Origin of the sequence: Rhodococcus sp. OK611, from assembly GCF_003050885.1 — a bacterium.
GTDB lineage: Bacteria > Actinomycetota > Actinomycetes > Mycobacteriales > Mycobacteriaceae > Rhodococcus_G > Rhodococcus_G oryzae.
Map to the genome: position 1 here is coordinate 164,746 of NZ_QAOZ01000014.1, position 16,636 is coordinate 181,381.

The window sequence follows — 16,636 nt, forward strand, 5'->3', positions numbered from 1 at the left end:
GCGCACTTCATCGGGCGGTCCGCGACTGTTGGCGGGATCGCCATGCCGACAGGGATCGATGGGTCGGTGCGAATAGTGCAGCTGGCCAACTTCTACGGTCCCCGATCGGGCGGGCTGCGCACCGCGCTGCACAACTGGGGCGCCGGCTACTGCGGACGCGGGCACGAGGTGATCCTGGTGGTTCCTGGCAGGCGCGATGCCGAGGAGGTGATGCCGAGCGGGGTCCTCCGGATCACCCTTGCGGCGGTGCCGATCCCCGCCACCGGTGGTTATCGCGCCGTCAATCCGCACCGGGTGGCCGACGTGGTGCGGGGGCTGCGCCCGGCCGCCCTCGAGGTGTCGGATCGGCTGACGCTGCGCGGCTTCGGGCAGTGGGCGCGGCGGCGTGACGTGTGGAGCGTGGTGGTGTCCCACGAGCGACTCGACCGGCTGCTCGGGCAGGTGCTGCCGCCGCGCACGGCGCGGTCGTGGGCGGACGTCGCCAACGCGCGGATGGTGCGCAACTTCGATGCGGTGGTCTGCACCACCGCGTTCGCGTCCGAGGAGTTCGTCCGGATCGGCGCGGGAAACCTGTTCCGCGTTCCGCTGGGCGTCGACCTGGCGCTCTTCCATCCGGATCGGCGGGACGAGGGCGTGCGCGAGCACTACGCCCGGCCGTCGCAACGCCTGCTGCTGCACTGCGGACGGCTGTCGGTGGAGAAGCAGGTCGATCGCAGCATCGACGCGGTCCGGTCCCTGGTCGGGCAGGGACAGGACATCCGGCTGGTGATCGCCGGGGACGGGCCGAAGCGAGAAGCCTTGCGGCACAGGGCGCGGAAGCTGCCGGTGCACTTCACCGGGTTCATCGGCGACACCGGCCGGCTGGCGACGCTGTTCGCCTCCGCCGACGTCACCCTGGCGCCCGGACCGCACGAGACCTTCTGCCTGTCGGCCCTGGAGTCGCTGGCCGCGGGGACGCCGGTGGTCGCGGCGCGATCGTCCGCCCTGTCCGAGATCATCACCCCGGGGTGCGGGGCGATTGCGCACGGGCGGGGCGTCGCGCTGGCGGACGCCGTCACCGGGGTGCTGGACATCCCGGCGGTCGCGCGCCGGGAATCCGCTCGGCTGCGGGCCGAACAGTTCAGCTGGTCGGCGTCAGTCGACGGGATGCTCTCGGTGCTCGCGGGGAACTGAGGGCGGGGTGGACAGCGCCAGCCGCAACGCGGCCGCGACCCGGCCCATCGCCTCGGGACCCGAGCGGCCGACGCCCACCATGTTCGCGAAGGAGTGGATCAGCCCGGGCTCGAGGACGTACTGCACCTCGACCCCCGCCGCACGGAGCTTCTCGGCGTAGGCCTCGCCCTCGTCGCGCAGCGGATCGAAACCGGCGGTCACGACGTAGGCGGGCGGCAGGCCGGTGAGATCGCCGTAGATCGGTGACAGCAGCGGATCGGTCCGGTCCGCGCCCGCGGGGACGTAGCTCTCGTCGGCCACGTCCATGAACCGCGTGGTCAGGAAGAATTTCGCGAAGGTCGCCCGGCTGGGCCGTTTGACGGCGAAATCCACTGCGGGATAGATCAGCAACTGGAACGCAGGCGGCACCCCGAGTTCCCCGTGCGCGGCGCGCTGGGCCAGTACGGCGGCGAGGTTGCCGCCCGCGCTGTCACCACCGACCGCGATCCGGTCCGGGTCGATGCCAAGGCCGGCCGCGTTGGCGGTCACGAACGAGTACGCCGCCTCGACGTCGTGCACCGCGGCGGGGAAGGGCGACTCGGGGGCCAGCCGATAGTCGACGGCGACGACCCGCACCCCGGCCCGCTCGGCGAGGAAACGGCACAGCGCATCGTGGCTGTCGAGGTCGCAGTAGACCCAGCCGCCACCGTGGATGAAGAACAGTGCAGGCGAGGTGGTGGTCAGGCCGCGGGGGGTGTAGATCCGCAGCCGGAGCGGGCCTGCCGGGCCGTCGATGTCGCGGTCGGTGACCGCGCCGATCGGCAGGTTGCCGCCGACGACCCTGGAACTGGACAGCAGCACGCGCCGACCTTCAGGGATCGGACGCTCCTCGAACGGCCCGCCCTCGACCTTCTGCAACGCGAGGATGAGCTGCATCTCGGGGTCGAGGACGTTGCCTTCGATCTCCACCGGCCGCCCCGCCACGCGGCGGAGGACGCCCGCGGGCATCCGCAGGAGGGTCTGCAGCGTGTGCCGCCTCGCGGCTTCGAGCGCCAGGGTCATACGTGCGAACGTACCCGCTCGACCAGGGGCGTTTGCCCGATTCGGGGCTCAGGCGTCCTTCGCCGCGGCGGCCACGTCGAGCACGACCTCGAACTCGAGCAGGGATGCACCGGTTGCCACCGGCTTGGCGCGCTCACCCGAGTGCGCGGCCCGGGCCGGGCCGTCGGACCACGCCTTGAAGGCCTCCTCGGATTCCCACTGCGTCACGACGAAGTAGCGCTCGTCGCCCTTGACGGGACGCAGCAACTGGAAGCCGAGGAAGCCGGGGGAGTTCTCGACCGCGTGCGCGCGGTTCGCGAAGCGCTTCTCCAGCTCGGGGCCTGCGCCCTCGGGAACCTCGATTGCATTGATCTTCACGACTGCCATGCGGGCGAGCGTACTCCGCTCGCGGTCAGGCGCCGGTGGTGTCGGGTTCCGCGAGATGCTCGGTCAGCACGGCCAATTGGATCTTGCCCGCGTCGGCGTGGACCGCGCGGCCGGCATCGGTGACGTCGACGAAAACCCCGCGACGATCCGATTCGCACAGCGACCGTGCGACCAGCCCCGCCTTCTCCAGCCGCGCGACGCTCCGGGAGAGGGCGCTCGGGCTCAGGTACATGTCCGCGGCGAGCTCCTGCATCCGTGGGTGCTTGCAGGTGACGCTCATCAGGCGGTCGAGGGTCTCGAAGTCGCTCATGCTCAGGCCGTGCGCGTTCTGCATCTGGCGATCGAGGTCGCACGCGATGCCGTTGTACCGGTCGAGCAGCGCTCGCCAGGTGCCGCGGAGCTCAGCTTCTGACGTCATGGCCGCATCCTAGTTCCCGTCCACCGATTGATGCAAGCGAATTAAATGTTAACGAAATTAGTGCTTGCGCATTGATTGCACATGCACATACAGTCCTCGACGTGACTATCACCGAAACCACTCCGAACCTCACCGCCTCGCCGGGTTCGACCGCTCCTGCCGCAGGGCAGGCATGGACGGCCCGCCTCTGGGGGATCCTCGCGGTGCTGTGCGTCGTGATGTTCCTCGATGGGCTCGACGTCTCGATGGTGGGCGTCGCGCTGCCCTCGATCGGCACCGAACTCGGCCTGGACACCACCTCACTGCAGTGGATCATCAACGGCTACGTGCTCGGCTTCGGCGGCCTGCTGCTGCTGGGTGGCCGCACCGCCGACCTGCTCGGCAGGCGCAACGTCTTCCTGGTGGCGTTGGCGGTCTTCGCCGTCGCCTCGCTGGTCGGCGGGCTCGTCGACAACGGCACCCTGCTCATCGTGACCCGCTTCGTGAAGGGCCTCGCCGCGGCCTTCACCGCGCCGACCGCGATGTCGATCCTGACCACCACCTTCAAGGAGGGGCCTGCCCGCAACCGGGCGCTGTCCATCTTCTCCGTGTTCGGTGCCAGCGGCTACTCGTCGGGGCTGATCCTCGGCGGACTGCTCACCAGCGCCGGCTGGCGGTGGACGTTCCTGATGCCGGTGCCGTTCGCCGTCGCAACCCTCGTCGCCGCCGTCGTCCTCATCCCGCGGGACCAGCCTGCCGACACCGGCGGGCACGATCTGGTGGGCGCGGTCACCCTGGTCGCGGGCATGATGCTCGCCGTCTACACCGTTGTCTCCGCGCCCGCACGGGGTTGGGCTGATCCGCTCACGCTCGGACTCTTCGCGCTCGCGGCGGTCCTGCTGGCCTCGTTCGTCTTGGTGGAGAGGCGAATTGCGCATCCGCTCGTCCGGTTGAGCATCCTCAGGGTGGGCGCGATCGTGCGGGCCAACCTGAGCATCATCGCGTTGTTCGGTTCCTACCTGAGCTTCCAGTTCATGGTGACGATCTTCCTGCAGTCCGGGCTCGGCTGGTCGCCGCTGAAGATGGCGATGGCGCTGCTCCCGGCCGGACTGATCGTCGCGTTCGGTTCGCCGTTCGTGGGACGTCTCGTCGACCGGTTCGGCACGCCGCGGATGATCATCGCCGCGCTCGGCTCGCTGAGCCTGGGCTACCTGTGGTTCCTGTTCGTGGGCAGCGACCAGCCGAACTACGCGGTCGCCATCCTGCCCAGCGTGATCCTGCTCGGTCTCGGATTCACGTTCGGCTTCACCTCGATCATGGCCCAGGCCACCTCGGGCGTCGACGACTCCGAGCAGGGCCTGGCCTCGGGTCTGGTCCAGACGTCGATGCAGGTCGGCGCGGCGCTGGTGCTCGCGCTGACCACCGCGCTGGTCACCGCCGGTTCGCACACCGGGGCGGGCACCGCGAGCTTCGAGCAGTTCCGCCCCGGCCTGATCCTGGTCACCGGCGTTGCACTGCTCGGGCTGGCGATCACCGTCTGGCCGCTGATCCGCGGGCGCCGCTACTCGGCCGTGCCGGAGACGAGCCAGGCCTGACCGGGCACACCGACCGCGAGGCAGCACGGCACCGGGATAGCCTCGGTGCCGTGCTGCATGACGAGGGTGGGACCGGTCGGCCGATTCTGTTGCTCCACGGACTGATGGGCAGCGCCAGGACCTGGCGCAGGCACGTGCCGTGGCTGCGCGAGTACGGGCACGTCTACACCTTCGACGCGGCCGGGCACGGCAGGCCAGCCCCCGCCGAACTGACCACCGAGGCATTCGTCGAGGACCTCACGGACGCACTGACGCCGATCACCGAGCCGATGGTGGTGATCGGACATTCGATGGGCGGGCTGCACGCCTGGTGCTTCGCCGCCGCGCACCCCGACCGCGTCAGCGCGCTCGTCGTCGAGGACATGGCGCCCGACTTCCAGGGGCGCACCGCGCGCGACTGGGCCGAGATGATCGGGTCCTGGCCGCAGCCGTTCCGCGACCGCGAGCACATGATCGACTTCTTCGGACCCGTTGCGGCGCAGTACTTCATGGATTCCTTCGAGGAGCGGTCCGACGGTTTCCATCTGCACGGCGAGGTGCCGGTGTGGCGGGACATCTCCGAGGAGTGGGGGACCCGCGACTTCTGGGCGCAGTGGTCCGCGGTCCGGGCACCGGCCCTGCTGCTTGAGGGCGAGTTCACCATCACCCCGGCCGGGCAGATGCGCGCAATGGCCGACACGGCAAGGGAATCGGAGACGCGCTACGAATTGGTCGCGGGTGCCGGTCACCTGGTGCACGACGATCGGCCGGTCGAGTACCGCGTTGCGGTGGAGGCGTTCCTCGAGGAGTTGCCCGTTCGCGCGACCGGTCGGTGAACAAGGCCCCGGGCGTCTGTGGCCAGACGCCGCGGCGCACTGTCGCACCGCCTGGGTACGGTCTCGGCATGGCGACACCCAGTGATTTCGATGCCCTCCGCCCGGTTCTTCTCGTCTCCGGCGACAACAGTTCCAGCATCATCTACTCGCCTGGCGGCCCGGAGTATCACCAGCACCGGTCCGCGCTGGAGGCGCACGGCATCGAGGGCTCCGGGTACGAGTTCGCCGGTGCCCTTCGGGCGGTGCTCACCGACCGAGCCCCTGCCGCCCTCGGCGCGGTCGGCTTCGATCCGGAGGCAGGCATGGTGAGCGTCTACGGGAACGATCTCGATGCACTGCTCGTCGCGGCGCGGACCCTGCACACTCTGGTGCTGGACGCGGACGCCCTCGACGCCGCGCTGACCCGCGCCGTCGAACTCGGCGTCGACGACGACTAGTCCGGGCCGCGCGACTGCCGTCAGGCTTCCCCTGCGAGGGCGAACATCCCGTCCTCGGTCTGCTCGACCAGCCCGTCCACGAGAAGCGAGTCCAGCGCCCGGTCCCGCTGCGCGGGGTCCGTCAGCCACGCCTGGTCGAGCCGCGCCCGTTCGACCGGCGCATGCGTCTCCCGCAGCACGTCCAGCAAGCGGCCGCGGACCTGGCGATCGGTGCCCGCGAACTTCTGCACCTTGCGCGCGGGCCCGGTGTGGGCCGGGCGACCCGCGCCGACCCACGCGCAGTCGGTCAGCGGGCAGCGGTCGCAGTCGGCATTGCGCGCGGTGCACACGGTCGCGCCCAGCTCCATCAGCGCGGCCGAGAACACCGCGGCCCTCGCCCTGGTCCGCGGGAGTAGCGCGTCGACATCGGCGAGGTCGCGAGTGGTCGACGGATTGCCGGGCTCGGCGGCGCCGTGCACGGCCCTTGCCACCACGCGCCGGACGTTGGTGTCCACCACCGGGACCCGCTGCCCGTAGGCGAAACAAGCCACCGCGCGCGCGGTGTACGCGCCGATTCCCGGCAGGCCGAGCAGGATCTCCACGTCGTCGGGTACCTCGTCGCCGTGTTCGGCGGCCAGCACCCGTGCGCACTCGTGCAGCCGCAGGGCCCGGCGCGGGTAGCCGAGCTTGCCCCAGGCACGCAGCACCTCGCCCTGGCTCGACGCGGCCATCAACGAGGGCACCGGCCAGCGCGCCACCCACTGCTCCCAGATCGGCGCGACGCGGACCACCGGCGTCTGCTGCAACATGATCTCGCTCATCAGGATCTGCCACGCGGTGACGCCCTCGCGCCTCCACGGCAGGTCCCGGGCCTGACGCTCGTACCACGCGATCAGTGCGGAGGTGTTCACTTGAACTTCACACCTCCCATTTCACAGTTTTGCCAGGTGGCGAACGAAACGCAGAAAGTACCGGGTGCACAATGGCTGACATGCCCAACTCGAACCCCATCTCGGCCTGGAAGGCACTGAAGCAGGGTAACGACCGCTTCGTGAACGACGCCTCGCTGCACCCCAGCCAGGGCATCGCCGACCGGGCGAAACTCGTCGACGGACAGCACCCAACGGCGGTGCTGTTCGGTTGCGGTGACTCGCGCGTCGCCGCGGAGATCATCTTCGACCAAGGCCTCGGCGACATGTTCGTGGTGCGCACGGCCGGCCACGTCATCGACAGCTCCGTGCTCGGTTCCATCGAGTACGCGGTCGAGATCCTCAACGTGCCGCTGATCGTGGTCCTCGGCCACGACAGCTGCGGCGCGGTCAAGGCGACCCTCGACGCGCTCGACAAGGGGGCGATCCCGAACGGCTTCATCCGCGACGTCGTCGAGCGGGTCGCGCCGTCGATCCTCATGGGCCGCAACGAGGGCCTCAAGGAGATCGACGAGCTCGAGGCCCGGCACGTCGTCGAGACCGGCAGCCTGCTCATGCAGCGATCCCGGATCATCGCGGACCGAGTGGAGCGGGGATCCTGCGCCATCGTCGGCGTCACATACAAGCTCTCCGACGGTCGCGTGAAGCTGCAGGCCTCCGTCGGCGACATCGGAGAGGTTGCCGACTGAGCGACACGCCGGGGCTGGTGGAGGTCCGCCCGGGCCCGGGGACCTAACGTGGGTTCTGTGTTGGAACCAAACGGGCCGCTGCCCCCCGAGATCTACTGGCGACGACGCGCGCTCGCAATCGGGGCGGGTGTGGTCGCGCTCATCCTCTTTGTCTGGATCGTGACGTCGCTCGGTGGCGGCGGCGACGACCCGGAGGCCGAGGCCGCCGCCGCCAGCAGCTCGCAGAGCAGTACCTCGTCCGGCCAGGCGGCGCCCAGTTCCGCGGGCGACGCGGGCGGGTCCGGTTCCGGATCCGGATCCGGTGAGGCTTCCGCGTCCGGTTCGGGATCCGGCGGTTCGGGCGGCGACACCGCGGTGTCCGGGTCCGTCTCGGGTGGGGCGGCGGCGTCCTCGTCGGCAACGGTCCCCGCGGGCCAGTGCCCCGACCAGTCGCTGGCCATCAAGGCCAGCTCGAACCAGCCGAACTATCCGGCGGGCCAGGAGCCGCAGTTCGGCATCGTGGTCACCAACATCGGCTCCGCGACCTGCGAGCGCGATCTCGGCGCGGGCATGCAGCAGGTGCTGGTCTACAGCCTGGACGGGCAGCAGCGGATCTGGTCGAACACCGACTGCTTCCCCAACACGGCGCCGGACATCCGCTCCCTCAAGCCCGGCGAGCAGGCCGCGTTCACGGTCAAGTGGTCGGGCGCCACGTCCGAACCCGGCTGCACCGCCCCGCGCAACCCGGTCGGTGCCGGCGCCTACACGGTCGTCGGCCAGCTCGGCGCGCTGCGCAGCACCCCGGAGCCGTTCAACATCAGCTGACGCCGCTCCGCGCGGTTCGCGGTCAGTCGAACGGGCCGGAGATCGAGGTCTCGGCGAGGCGGGACAGGCCCTCCCTGATGTGCCGGGCCCACAGCCCGCCGATGCCCTCCACTGACTGCAGGTCGGCCGCGGTCGCGGCGAGCAGGCCCTGCAGGGTGCCGAACGATCCGACCAGCCGGTGGATCTGGTGGAACTGCAGGCGCGGCACCCGGGTCAGCACCCGGTAGCCGCGTGGGCTCATCGGCGCCTCGAGCGCCTCGATCGTCGCCGGGTAACCGTAGGCGCGGGCCAGCGTGGTCAGGTCGAGCAGGTCCGCGTCGGTGAGCTTGTCGAGCGCCGCGAGGGTTCGCTCGACGGCCTCGGTCGGGGCCTGGCCCTGGCCTGCCAGGTAGTCGCGGGCAACCAGCTGACGGGCGATGTCGTTGTCGCCGACCAGTTCCTCCAGCTGCAGGGCGAGTTGCCTGCCGTCGGTGCCGAGCTCGAGCACGTCGCGCTCGATCTCCACCGACACGCGGCGCACCATCTCGAGCCGCTGCGCGACGGTGAGGGCGTCGCGCAGGGTCACGAAGTCCTCGATCTCCACGACGGAGAGCTGGTTGGTGACCTGGTTGAGCCTGGATTTGTACCGCTCGAGCGTCGCGACGGCCTGGTTCGCCCTCGACAGAATGGTCGGCGAGCCCTCGAGCACGTGCCGGATACCGCCGACGTACACGCTGACGATGCTCATCGACTGGCTCACCGAGACCACCGGGTAGCCGGTCTGGATCGCGGTCCGCTCCGCCGCGCGGTGCCGGGTGCCGGATTCCACGGTCGGGATCTTGTAATCGGGGACCAGCTGCACGTTGGCCCGCACGATGCGGGTGCCGTCGGTGGACAACACCACGGCCCCGTCCATCTTGGAGAGTTCCCGCAGCCGGGTCGGCGCGAATTCGACGTCCAGCTCGAAGCCGCCGTCGCAGAGTTCCTCGATCTCGGCGTCGTAGCCGAGCACGATCAGGGCGCCGGTACGGCCGCGCATGATCCGTTCCAGGCCGTCGCGGAGCTCGGTCCCCGGCGCCAGCCGAGCGATCGTCTCGCGGACGGTGGCAGACGGCGTGGCGTCGTCCATTGCCGTCCCCCTCGCTCGCGGTGCGCGGCGCCTCATCGCCGGGCGGAGTCGGTCGATCCGCCGTCGCTTCGCGTCCAGGTTACCCAGCGGGGGAGAGGCGGCGGCCTCCCCGGGGCCGGACGCGCCGGTGCGGGACCGGCCAGGGGCGCATCGGGACCGCGATCGGCGAACCGATACTTTGTTAGCTGTGAGTAGTACCTGGACCTTGCCCGATGATCTCGTGTTGCCGATCCGCCCCGACTTCTTCCCCGCGCCGGGCGGTGCCCTCCCGCAGCACTGGTCCAAGTGCTTCGGTTGCGGCGACGACCAGCCCGCCGGGATGGCGATGACCTTCACCGCGGGTGAGGGCCTCGAGGTGTCCGGCCGGCTGACCGTGGCGAACCGATACCAGGGCGGACCAGGGGTGATCCACGGCGGCATCCTGTCCGTCGCCTTCGACGAGGTCCAGGGCATGGCCTGCATGGTGCTCGGCGGCCCCGTGGTCACCGGTCACCTGGAGATCGATTTCGCGAAGCCGATCCCGCTCGGATCGGTGCTCGAGTTCCGCGCCCGGATCGACGGCATGGTCCGGCGCAAGGTCTACACCACCGCCGAGGCCCGGATCGTCGAGGGACCGACCGCCGGTGACGACATCGTCGCCACCTCGCGCGGGCTGTTCCTGACCATCAAGCCCGAGCACTTCGCGCCGATGCAGGACTTCGTGGACGGCGACGCGACCTCGCCGTTCGGCACGTCCTCCTCGCTGTAGGCCCGCTCAGCCCCGGGGCAGCACCCGCAGGGCCTCGCCGAGATTGGTGACCTCGGTGGCCCGCATCCCCGGCGGCGGTGTCCCGGAGTCGCGGGGCACCACCGCGTGGGTGAAGCCGAGCCGCTTCGCCTCGGCGAGCCGCCGGTCGACGCCGGTGACGCGGCGCACCTCGCCCGCCAGCCCGACCTCACCGAGCACCACCACCCCCGGCGGCAGCGCCGCGTCCTTGAACGCGGACGCCACCGCGACGGCAAGGGCCAGGTCCGCGGACGGTTCGGTCAGCCGCATTCCGCCGACCGTCGCCGCGTACACCTCCTTGTCGGAGACCTTGACCCCGCAGCGCCGTTCGAGCACGGCCAGCACCATCGACACCCGCGCCGAGTCCATGCCGCTGACCGCGCGCCGGGGCGAGGGGTTGTGCGAGGTCGCGACGAGGGCCTGCACCTCGCCGAGCAGCGGGCGCTTGCCGTCCATGGTGACGGTGACGGCGGTGCCGGGGACGGTGTCGTCGCGGTGGTGCAGGAAGAGCCCGGACGGGTCGCTGACGCATTCGATGCCGTCCTCGCGCAGTTCGAAGCAGCCCACCTCGTCGGCCGCGCCGAAGCGGTTCTTGACGCCCCGCACCATGCGCAGGGTGGAGTGCTTGTCGCCCTCGAAGTGCAGCACCACGTCCACCAGGTGCTCCAGGGCACGCGGCCCGGCCACCGCACCGTCCTTGGTGACGTGTCCGATCAGCAGTACCGGGATGCCGCTGGACTTCGCCAGCGAGGTGAGCGCGCTGGTGATGGCGCGGACCTGGGTGACGCCGCCGACCACGCCCTCGACATCGGCGGCGAGCATGGTCTGCACCGAGTCCACGATCAGGAGTGTCGGGCGGACCTGCTCGACGTGCCCGAACACGGTGGCCAGGTCCGACTCGGCGGCCAGGAACACCCGCTCGTGCACGGAGTTGGTCCGGTCGGCCCGGAGCCGGACCTGCCCGGCCGACTCCTCGCCGGTGACGTAGAGGGCGCGGTCCTGCGGGTCGCGCTGCGCCCACCGGTGCACGACCTCGAGGAGCAGGGTCGACTTGCCGACGCCGGGCTCGCCTGCGAGCAGCACCACCGAACCGGGGACCAGGCCGCCGCCGAGCACCCGATCGAGCTCGGACACACCCGTGGGTTTGGCCCTGGTGGAGGTGCCGTTGATCTGAGAGATCGGGGTCGCAGGGGAGGTCGGCACCATGGACACCCCGCGGGCGGCGGTGGCGCCCGGCCTGCTCGCGACGGCGGCGAGTACCGCCACCTCCTCGATCGAGCCCCATGACCCGCAGTCGGGGCAGCGGCCGACCCATTTGGCCATCGAGTGCTGACAGGACGAGCAGCGAAAGCTCGATTTGGGTTTGGCCACCACCGCAGCCTAGGGGTGGGGTCCGACACTCCGGCCGGAGTGTCGCGGCCGGAGTGTCGTTCGGGTCGAAATGTGCTGTGCCGCAACGACGAGAACGGCCCCGACGCTGAGCGTCGGGGCCGTTCTCGTCGAACCGTGGGGACTAGTGTCCGCCGCTGCCGAGGGGCTCGGCACCCGCGTTGCCGGACTTGTCCGACTCGTGGCGCTCGGTCCTCGGCCCCGCATCGACCGGCACCGAGACGACGATGTCGCCCGCGCGCTCGAAGCTGAAGGTGATCGGGACGGTCAGGCCGGGGTAGACGCCCTCGTTGATGTCGTTGAGCACCACCAGGACCAGCTGGGTGGGGTCCTCGGGGTTGTCGAGGATGGTCGCGGCGCGGGTGCCTGCGCCGAGGGAGGTCTGCGGCTTGATGATCCGGCCGCCGACCTCGCCCGCGATGGTGACCGAGTCGGCCGCATCGGTGGTGATCTTGGTCAGGCGGTCGGCCTTCTCCTCGTTGTTGTTCACCGCGGTGAACGCGAGAGCGGCCTTTCCGCCGGGCTCGAGGCTGTACTCCTCGCTGTCGGGGTACAGGATGTGCACGTTGCGCAGGGAGATATCACCCTGGTTGGCGTAGTTGCCGTTCACGGCCGCAACCTGGGTTGCGGTCTGGGTGATCTGGCCCGCGCTGCAGGCGGACAGCGAGATCGCCGCGGCTGCGGCCAGGGCAACGGCGGTCGCGACTCGTCGAGTCGGCGCATTCAGGGCTGTCACGGGTTGTCCTCCACGGCGTCGGGTCGTACTCCACTAGGCAGAGTAGTAGTCAGGTCTGCGGACCGGGTCCCGGGGTCGTCCTTCGGGGCTTCGCGGCGGGGTTCGCGACGCCGAAACCTGAGGCCAGATGGTCGGTTTGGGCCCCACTGGATGCACGTTCAGGTCCGGCTGTCAACCCCTCCGGTCACCCCTCTGTGCCCCTGACCAGGGCCGTTGGAAGCTGCGCCGCCAGACCCCGTGTTAAACTGTGAAGATCGAAAGGGGCACGGGACAGATGATTTTTAAGGTCGGAGACACCGTCGTATACCCCCACCACGGAGCGGCGCTGATCGAGGCAATCGAAACTCGCACCATCAAGGGTGAACAAAAGGAATATCTCGTTCTCAAGGTCGCTCAGGGCGACCTGACCGTCCGGGTCCCCGCGGACAACGCCGAGTACGTCGGTGTCCGTGATGTTGTCGGGCAGGAAGGCCTGGACAAGGTCTTCCAGGTGCTGCGCGCGCCGCACACCGAGGAGCCGACCAACTGGTCGCGCCGGTACAAGGCCAACCTCGAGAAGCTCGCCTCCGGCGATGTGAACAAGGTTGCCGAGGTCGTCCGCGACCTGTGGCGTCGTGAGCAGGACCGCGGTCTGTCCGCGGGCGAGAAGCGGATGCTCGCCAAGGCACGTCAGATCCTCGTCGGTGAGCTCGCGCTCGCCGAGGGCACCGACGACGCCAAGGCCGAGATCATCCTCGACGAGGTTCTCGCAGCAGCGTCCTGACACATGAACAACGTCACTGACCCGGCCGAAGTGCGCAGCGGAGGCCGGGTCATTGCTTTGGTGCCCGCTGCCGGGCGCGGGGAGCGCCTCGGGGAGGGCATCCCGAAGGCGTTCGTCACGGTGCGCGGTGTCTCTATGCTCCGGCTCGCCGTCGAAGGACTGATCGAGTCCGGTGTCGTCGACCGTGTCGTGGTGATCGTCCCCGCGGACCGGATCGATTCGGTGCGCGCGGAGCTGCCCGAGGGCGTCGACGTCGTCGCAGGCGGCGCCGAACGGACCGACTCGGTGCGTGCGGGGCTCGCGGCCGCCGAGGACGCGGACCTGCTGCTCGTGCACGATGCTGCCCGGGCCCTGACCCCGCCGCCCCTGATCGCCCGCGTCGTGGCGGAGCTGCGTGCCGGCCGCGACGCGGTGGTGCCCGCGCTGCCGGTCTCCGACACCATCAAGACGGTTGACCTGCTCGGTGCGGTGACCGGCACCCCGGAACGCTCCGAGCTGCGAGCCGTGCAGACGCCGCAGGGATTCACCGCGGATCTGCTGCGGCGCGCCTACGCGGCCGCCGACTCACTTGCCACCGACGACGCGGGCCTGGTCGAACGGATCGGCGGGCGGGTCCGGACCATCGTCGGGGATCCGCTGGCTTTCAAGATCACCACCCCGCTGGACCTGGCGCTGGCCAGGGCGCTGGCGAACGACGAACCGATCGAGCAGTAGGGAGCCGGGCAACCGTGCGAGTGGGAATCGGCACCGACGTCCATCCGATCGAGGTCGGCAGGCCGTGCTGGATCGCCGGGCTGTTGTTCGTGGACGAGGACGGCTGCGCCGGGCACTCCGACGGCGACGTCGCCGCGCACGCGCTGTGCGACGCGCTGTTGTCGGCCGCGGGACTGGGCGACCTCGGCTCGGTGTTCGGCACCGGAAGGCCGGAATGGGACGGGGCCAGCGGTGCGGTGCTCCTGACCGAGGTGCGCAGGCTGATCGAGGCCGACGGCCTGCGGATCGGCAACGCCGCGGTCCAGGTGATCGGGAATCGTCCCAAGATCGGTCCGCGCCGGGTGGAGGCGCAGGACGTGCTCTCCGAGGTGCTCGGGGCTCCCGTCTCCGTCTCCGCGACGACCACCGACGGTCTCGGACTCACCGGCCGGGGCGAGGGCATCGCGGCCGTCGCGACCGCGCTGGTACTTGACACCGGTTCGGGCCGGTAAGATCGCACGTCGTGACCCTGCGCCTATTCGACACCGAGACGCGGGCCCTGCGTGACTTCGTTCCGCTGGCCCCCGGACACGCGTCGATCTATCTCTGTGGTGCGACCGTCCAGGGCGAGCCGCACATCGGCCATGTGCGCAGCGGCGTCGCGTTCGACGTGCTCCGGCGCTGGCTGCTCGCGCACGACTACGACGTCGCGTTCATCCGGAACGTCACCGACATCGACGACAAGATCCTGAACAAGGCAGCCGATGCCGGGCGGCCGTGGTGGGAGTGGGCGGCGACCTACGAGCGCGCCTTCGACTGGGCCTACGACCGGCTCGGCGTGCTGCCGCCCTCGGCGGAGCCCCGCGCGACCGGCCACGTCACCCAGATGGTCGACATGATGCAGCGCCTGATCGACGCGGGCCACGCGTACGCCGCCGCGGGTGACGTGTACTTCGACGTGCGCAGCTACGCGCCGTACGGCGCGCTGTCCGGGCACAAGCTCGACGACGTGCACCAGGGCGAGAGCGCGGCCGCGGGCAAGCGCGACCCGCGGGACTTCACGCTGTGGAAGGCCGAGAAGCCGGGGGAGCCGTCCTGGCCGACGCCGTGGGGGCGCGGACGTCCGGGCTGGCACCTGGAGTGCTCGGCGATGGCGGAGGCCTACCTGGGTGCCGAGTTCGACATCCACTGCGGCGGCCTGGACCTGGTGTTCCCGCACCACGAGAACGAGATGGCGCAGAGCCGGGCGGCGGGCGACGGGTTCGCCCGGTACTGGCTGCACAACGGCTGGGTCACCATGGGCGGCGAGAAGATGTCGAAGTCGCTCGGCAACGTGCTGTCGGTGCCGAACGTGCTGAAGAAGGTTCGGCCGCAAGAGCTCCGGTACTACCTGGGCGGAGCGCACTACCGCTCCATGCTCGAGTACTCGGACCACGCGCTCGAGGTGGCCGCCGAGTCCTACCGCGGCCTGGAGGCCTTCATTCTCAAGACCCGCGAGCGGGCGGGTGAGATCCCGGTCGGCAAGTGGACCGAGGGGTTCGCGGCCGCGCTCGACGACGACCTTGCGGTGCCGAAGGCGCTGGCCGAGATCCACGGCAGCAAGACCGAGGGCAACAAGGCACTCGATGCCGGCGACCTGACCGCGGCGTTGGAGATCGCCGGTCAGGTGCGGGCCATGATGGGCATCCTCGGGGTGGACCCTCTCGACCCGCACTGGGCGGCCGATGCCGATGACGGCTCGGCGGCTCACGCGGCGCTCGATGTTCTGGTGCGCGCGAATCTCGATGCGCGCCAGAAGGCGAAGGCGGACAAGGACTGGGCCGCCGCCGATGAGATCCGGGACCGGCTCGCCGCGGCGGGCGTCGAGGTCACCGACACACCGAGCGGGCCCGAGTGGTCCCTCAAGACGAACCACAACGAAGCGGGACTGTAATGGCAGGCAATTCGAGCAGGCGCGGCGCGATCCGCAAGACCGGCACCAAGAAGGGCCAGGTCGCGGGCTCCGGAGGCAAGGGCAGGCGCAGCCTCGAGGGGCGCGGGGCCACCCCGCCCGCGGTCGAGCGCACCAAGCACCCCGCCGCCAAGCGGGCCAGGGCGGCGGCCCGCGCCGCCGACGCGAGTGGCCGCACCGGTGGCAGCGCGCCGCGCGGCCGCGGCGGTTCGCCGCGCAAGGGCGACGCCGGACCCGAGAACGTGTTGGGCCGCAACCCGGTCGTGGAGTGCCTGCGGGCGGGTGTGCCCGCGACCGCGCTGTACGTCGCGGTCGGCACCGAGAGTGACGAGCGGCTCACCGAGAGCGTGCAGTTGGCGGCCGAGGCGGGTATCTCGATCCTCGAGGTCCCGCGCACGGACCTGGACCGGATGAGCGCCAACGGGTTGCACCAGGGCGTCGCCCTTCAGGTGCCCCCGTACCGGTACGCGCACCCGGACGACCTCATCGCCGAGGCGCGCAAGCACCAGGAGCCCGCGCTGCTGGTGGCGCTCGACAACATCACCGACCCGCGCAACCTGGGCGCCGTGGTGCGTTCGGTGGCGGCGTTCGGCGGTCACGGCGTGGTCATCCCGCAGCGCCGCAGCGCCAGCGTCACCGCGGTCGCGTGGCGCACCAGCGCGGGCGCGGCGGCCCGGCTGCCGATCGCGCAGGCCACCAACCTGACCCGGACGCTGAAGGACTGGGCGGCCAAGGGCGTGCAGATCGTCGGCCTCGATGCCGGGGGCGACACCACCCTCGACGAGTACGACGGCACCGGGCCGGTTGTCGTGGTCGTCGGCTCGGAGGGCAAGGGCCTGTCCCGTTTGGTCCGCGAGTCCTGCGACTCCATCCTCAGCATCCCGATGGCGGGCCCGGTCGAGTCGCTCAACGCCTCGGTCGCCGCGGGCGTCGTGCTCGCCGACATCGCCCGGCAGCGGAGGCGATAGGCGGCTCCGCCGCCCGTGCGTGAATTGCACGCCCATA

At 70.6% G+C, this 16,636-nt stretch carries 19 protein-coding genes; 12 read left to right on the plus strand and 7 right to left on the minus strand.

Annotation, left to right across the window (positions count from 1 at the left end; genetic code table 11):
- Positions 1–66: 66 nt before the first annotated feature.
- Positions 67–1,173: a glycosyltransferase gene (locus C8K38_RS18875; protein WP_097212991.1), complete on the plus strand. Its 1,107-nt coding sequence runs from the start codon at positions 67–69 to the stop codon at positions 1,171–1,173.
- Here the strand turns inward: C8K38_RS18875 and C8K38_RS18880 are convergent.
- Genes C8K38_RS18880 through C8K38_RS18890 form a run of 3 tightly spaced genes read right to left on the minus strand, consistent with a single transcriptional unit; the run spans position 1,135 to position 2,998 of the window.
- Positions 1,135–2,214: an alpha/beta hydrolase gene (locus C8K38_RS18880; RefSeq protein ID WP_097212942.1), complete on the minus strand. Its 1,080-nt coding sequence runs from the start codon at positions 2,212–2,214 to the stop codon at positions 1,135–1,137. The two genes, C8K38_RS18875 and C8K38_RS18880, sit on opposite strands and share 39 nt — an antisense overlap.
- Positions 2,215–2,262: 48 nt before the next feature.
- Positions 2,263–2,580, minus strand: a complete 318-nt coding sequence (gene mhuD / locus C8K38_RS18885; RefSeq protein WP_027500517.1) for a mycobilin-forming heme oxygenase MhuD — start codon at positions 2,578–2,580, stop codon at positions 2,263–2,265.
- A gap of 25 nt (positions 2,581–2,605) precedes the next feature.
- Positions 2,606–2,998, minus strand: coding sequence for a MarR family winged helix-turn-helix transcriptional regulator (locus C8K38_RS18890; protein WP_077042964.1), 393 nt, complete (start codon positions 2,996–2,998; stop codon positions 2,606–2,608).
- A gap of 101 nt (positions 2,999–3,099) precedes the next feature.
- Here C8K38_RS18890 and C8K38_RS18895 point away from each other — a divergent pair, with 101 nt between their 5' ends.
- The 3 genes from C8K38_RS18895 (at position 3,100) to C8K38_RS18905 (ending at position 5,824) form a co-directional block, all read left to right on the plus strand.
- On the plus strand, positions 3,100–4,572 hold the full coding sequence (locus C8K38_RS18895; RefSeq protein ID WP_097212943.1) for an MFS transporter: 1,473 nt from the start codon (positions 3,100–3,102) through the stop codon (positions 4,570–4,572).
- A gap of 50 nt (positions 4,573–4,622) precedes the next feature.
- Positions 4,623–5,387, plus strand: a complete 765-nt coding sequence (locus tag C8K38_RS18900) for an alpha/beta fold hydrolase (RefSeq protein ID WP_097212944.1) — start codon at positions 4,623–4,625, stop codon at positions 5,385–5,387.
- 68 nt (positions 5,388–5,455) lie between these two features.
- The gene (locus C8K38_RS18905) at positions 5,456–5,824 is read left to right on the plus strand and encodes an Imm51 family immunity protein (RefSeq protein WP_097212945.1); all 369 of its coding nucleotides are present in this window, start codon (positions 5,456–5,458) and stop codon (positions 5,822–5,824) included.
- Between the two features lie 20 nt (positions 5,825–5,844).
- Here C8K38_RS18905 and C8K38_RS18910 read toward each other — a convergent pair whose 3' ends face one another.
- Positions 5,845–6,714, minus strand: coding sequence for an A/G-specific adenine glycosylase (locus tag C8K38_RS18910; RefSeq protein ID WP_097212946.1), 870 nt, complete (start codon positions 6,712–6,714; stop codon positions 5,845–5,847).
- Positions 6,715–6,794: 80 nt separating this feature from the next.
- Here C8K38_RS18910 and C8K38_RS18915 point away from each other — a divergent pair, with 80 nt between their 5' ends.
- Together C8K38_RS18915 and C8K38_RS18920 are read left to right on the plus strand one after the other, a co-directional pair.
- Positions 6,795–7,421 (plus strand): carbonic anhydrase, encoded by a 627-nt coding sequence (locus tag C8K38_RS18915; protein WP_097212947.1) that lies wholly within the window; start codon positions 6,795–6,797, stop codon positions 7,419–7,421.
- 57 nt (positions 7,422–7,478) lie between these two features.
- Positions 7,479–8,225: a hypothetical protein gene (locus C8K38_RS18920; RefSeq protein WP_097212948.1), complete on the plus strand. Its 747-nt coding sequence runs from the start codon at positions 7,479–7,481 to the stop codon at positions 8,223–8,225.
- Positions 8,226–8,247: 22 nt separating this feature from the next.
- Here C8K38_RS18920 and disA read toward each other — a convergent pair whose 3' ends face one another.
- Positions 8,248–9,333: a DNA integrity scanning diadenylate cyclase DisA gene (gene disA / locus C8K38_RS18925; protein ID WP_097212949.1), complete on the minus strand. Its 1,086-nt coding sequence runs from the start codon at positions 9,331–9,333 to the stop codon at positions 8,248–8,250.
- A gap of 187 nt (positions 9,334–9,520) precedes the next feature.
- On the opposite strand from disA, the gene C8K38_RS18930 reads away from it, so the two are divergent.
- The gene (locus tag C8K38_RS18930) at positions 9,521–10,081 is read left to right on the plus strand and encodes a PaaI family thioesterase (RefSeq protein WP_077042956.1); all 561 of its coding nucleotides are present in this window, start codon (positions 9,521–9,523) and stop codon (positions 10,079–10,081) included.
- Between the two features lie 6 nt (positions 10,082–10,087).
- On the opposite strand, the gene radA is transcribed toward C8K38_RS18930, so the two are convergent.
- Complete coding sequence (gene radA / locus C8K38_RS18935; protein WP_097212993.1) at positions 10,088–11,470, minus strand: DNA repair protein RadA; 1,383 nt, start codon at positions 11,468–11,470, stop codon at positions 10,088–10,090.
- A gap of 142 nt (positions 11,471–11,612) precedes the next feature.
- The gene (locus C8K38_RS18940; protein WP_097212951.1) at positions 11,613–12,224 is read right to left on the minus strand and encodes a hypothetical protein; all 612 of its coding nucleotides are present in this window, start codon (positions 12,222–12,224) and stop codon (positions 11,613–11,615) included.
- Positions 12,225–12,498: 274 nt separating this feature from the next.
- On the opposite strand from C8K38_RS18940, the gene carD reads away from it, so the two are divergent.
- From carD to rlmB, 5 genes are read left to right on the plus strand one after another with little or no spacing between them, the layout of a single operon-like run.
- Positions 12,499–12,987 carry an RNA polymerase-binding transcription factor CarD gene (gene carD / locus C8K38_RS18945; RefSeq protein ID WP_007528440.1) on the plus strand — a complete coding sequence of 163 codons (489 nt, stop codon included), beginning with the start codon at positions 12,499–12,501 and terminating at the stop codon, positions 12,985–12,987.
- A 3-nt stretch (positions 12,988–12,990) separates the two neighbouring features.
- A complete protein-coding gene (gene ispD, locus C8K38_RS18950; RefSeq protein WP_097212952.1) occupies positions 12,991–13,701 on the plus strand; it encodes a 2-C-methyl-D-erythritol 4-phosphate cytidylyltransferase in 711 nt (236 codons plus the stop codon).
- 14 nt (positions 13,702–13,715) lie between these two features.
- Positions 13,716–14,192, plus strand: a complete 477-nt coding sequence (gene ispF, locus C8K38_RS18955) for a 2-C-methyl-D-erythritol 2,4-cyclodiphosphate synthase (protein ID WP_097212953.1) — start codon at positions 13,716–13,718, stop codon at positions 14,190–14,192.
- An 11-nt stretch (positions 14,193–14,203) separates the two neighbouring features.
- Positions 14,204–15,613, plus strand: coding sequence for a cysteine--tRNA ligase (gene cysS, locus C8K38_RS18960; protein ID WP_097212954.1), 1,410 nt, complete (start codon positions 14,204–14,206; stop codon positions 15,611–15,613).
- Positions 15,613–16,599 carry a 23S rRNA (guanosine(2251)-2'-O)-methyltransferase RlmB gene (gene rlmB / locus C8K38_RS18965; protein WP_097212955.1) on the plus strand — a complete coding sequence of 329 codons (987 nt, stop codon included), beginning with the start codon at positions 15,613–15,615 and terminating at the stop codon, positions 16,597–16,599. The genes cysS and rlmB overlap by 1 nt, the downstream gene beginning before the upstream one ends.
- The last annotated feature ends 37 nt before the right edge of the window (positions 16,600–16,636 follow it).